This is a genomic window from Siminovitchia terrae (assembly GCF_003605405.2).
Lineage (GTDB): Bacteria > Bacillota > Bacilli > Bacillales > Bacillaceae_C > Siminovitchia > Siminovitchia terrae.
This window is the reverse complement of record NZ_QYTW02000020.1, coordinates 1-1,996: the sequence shown is the minus strand read 5'-3', so window position 1 is coordinate 1,996 and position 1,996 is coordinate 1. Positions and strand designations below refer to the sequence as shown.

At 42.1% G+C, this 1,996-nt stretch carries 2 protein-coding genes; both read right to left on the bottom strand.

The annotated features are described in order from the left end of the window. Positions 1-88 precede the first annotated feature (88 nt). Positions 89-712 carry a class D sortase gene (locus tag D5F11_RS17260; protein WP_120117362.1) on the bottom strand — a complete coding sequence of 208 codons (624 nt, stop codon included), beginning with the start codon at positions 710-712 and terminating at the stop codon, positions 89-91. Then, on the bottom strand, positions 712-1,767 hold the full coding sequence (locus D5F11_RS17255) for a processed acidic surface protein (protein WP_185830765.1): 1,056 nt from the start codon (positions 1,765-1,767) through the stop codon (positions 712-714). Before D5F11_RS17255 ends, D5F11_RS17260 begins: the two co-directional genes overlap by 1 nt. Positions 1,768-1,996: the final 229 nt, after the last annotated feature.

Below are 1,996 nucleotides of genomic sequence, written 5' to 3'. Positions count from 1 at the left end.
AGCTCCCAACTCTCTTATAAAGCTCCCAACTCTCTTATAAAGCTCCCAACTCTCTTATAAAAAAAGCCGCACCAACCGGCGCGGCTCTTCATTCTTCATATTTTTTGCTTTCAATCAGATCGCCAATCAAGATATAGCGGTCCGGCGCATCGCCAATATAGCGGAACGGATAGCATGTGGTGACGGTCAAGGTGGCGCGAGGCTTCGGAACAATAACCGTCCGATCGTCCGCATCCACAATCCGGACTTTTCGAATTTTGTAGGTGAATTCACCTTTGGAGGTGGTGACAATCAGTAAGTCGCCTTTTCCTACTTCTCCAAGCCTTCGGAAGACTGTATCCCGGTGTCCAGACAGGACCGAGTTATCTTTTTCTCCGGGAAGTACGCTGTCGGCATAATGCCCGACACCTTTTTCAAGTTCATCTTCATCTGTTCCGTGATAGATTGGCAATGTTGCATCCAGCTTGGGGATGATCAAATCGCCAATGATCTCGCCTTCTTCAGGGCGTTCCTGATAAACGACTGTTTTTGTGTCCCGCTCAACCTTGATAGGAGGTGCTTCTTCTTGTTTGACGGGTGCAGGCTCTGAACTGGCTTTATTCACTGTAAAAATCATATACCCCGTCAAAAATTTAAAGGCATTCGTCCCGGAAAGCCAAGTACCAAATCCAATCAATCCAACTGCCGCTGCAAGAAGAATGAATCGTTTCATCATGCACCTTTTACTATAAATTTACGGAATAAGAAGGCACCTAAGACAATAAGTGCAAGTCCCGCAACAGTCTGAGGAAGGTAGCCTCCTGCTGTATTTGGAAGTTTTCCGCCATTAATGGTTTTGACAACAGGCTTTTCGCCCTTAACGGTTTTGACAGCAGGCTTTTCACCCTTAACTTTTTTGGCCACTGGCTTCCCAGAAGAAGTTTTTACTGCTGTTTCTACTTTGTTTATTTTTTGGCCGGCATTATTAAGCATTTCGGAGCCGAACATCTCTTTTGTGATCAATAGGTCGGCTAAGAATTGACCATCTTTTGAATAAATTTTTATAAGCAAATCAGCACCGTTGACTGTATCCATTTGGATTAATGCCGATAAGGAAATCGGTGTTTCAATACCGTCCTTAACTAAATAGTAATCTACTTTTAGTTGAAGGAGATTCAAAAGCTCGTCCCAAATGCTGAGCAATTCAGCGATCTGACCTGATGTCAGCTCGGAGGCGCTGTCAAATTCTGGGAAGGACATTAAACGATCCCCTAAGTTCAAAAGTTTGGCTAAAAAGGCTTCTTCATCAGTGTTTTCTATTACTTTGTCCAGGTGGGCTTCCAATCTTTGCATTTCGTCAGTTGTAAGACCAAACCCGGCAAGGGCTTCAATGATAGCCTCTTCGTCGATTGAGTCAACGGCCAAATAGAAGATTTCAACCTCTAGATCTTCTATAAAAACAAAATCATTCAAGGACATCCCATTTTCCGCAAGAAGCTGTTCCAATTCTTTTTTTGTCATGCCGTAATCAGCAAGCAGGGCGTTCAAGTTTTCTTTATTTATTGGTTCGCCCAAGTATTCTTTTATTTCTTTAACAGAATCGAAATCTTCTAGAGTGAAATCATGGACATCCTCAAAGTATGTAACAAAATCTTCCTTGGACATTCCGATTTCTTTTAAGTATTTTTGAAACTCTGGATCTTTCGGATCCACCGCCGCAAAAGCGGATAATGGCAGCGCCCAAATGGCAAGTATAGCCGCAAGCACTGCAGGCAATAAACGCTTCAAAGATATTCCCCCTTAAAAAATTGTCATTACTCAAACAATTATATTAGAAAACTTGCCCTGTGGATAGTGCCTTTTTTATTAAGTTTCTGGTGTATGAAATAATCCTTTTTGGAACACAAAAAATGTCCCAGTGACTATGTTACGATTGAAATACTTAACCAAGTTTACTCAATCACCCACCCGACAAGGAGGTCATAGTCAATGAGACTATTTAATGGTAAACAAGGAT

Coding starts and splice junctions, on each gene's coding strand:
- D5F11_RS17260 (WP_120117362.1), bottom strand. CDS start 712: ATGAAACGATTCATTCTTCTTGCAGCGGCAGTTGGATTGATTGGATTT.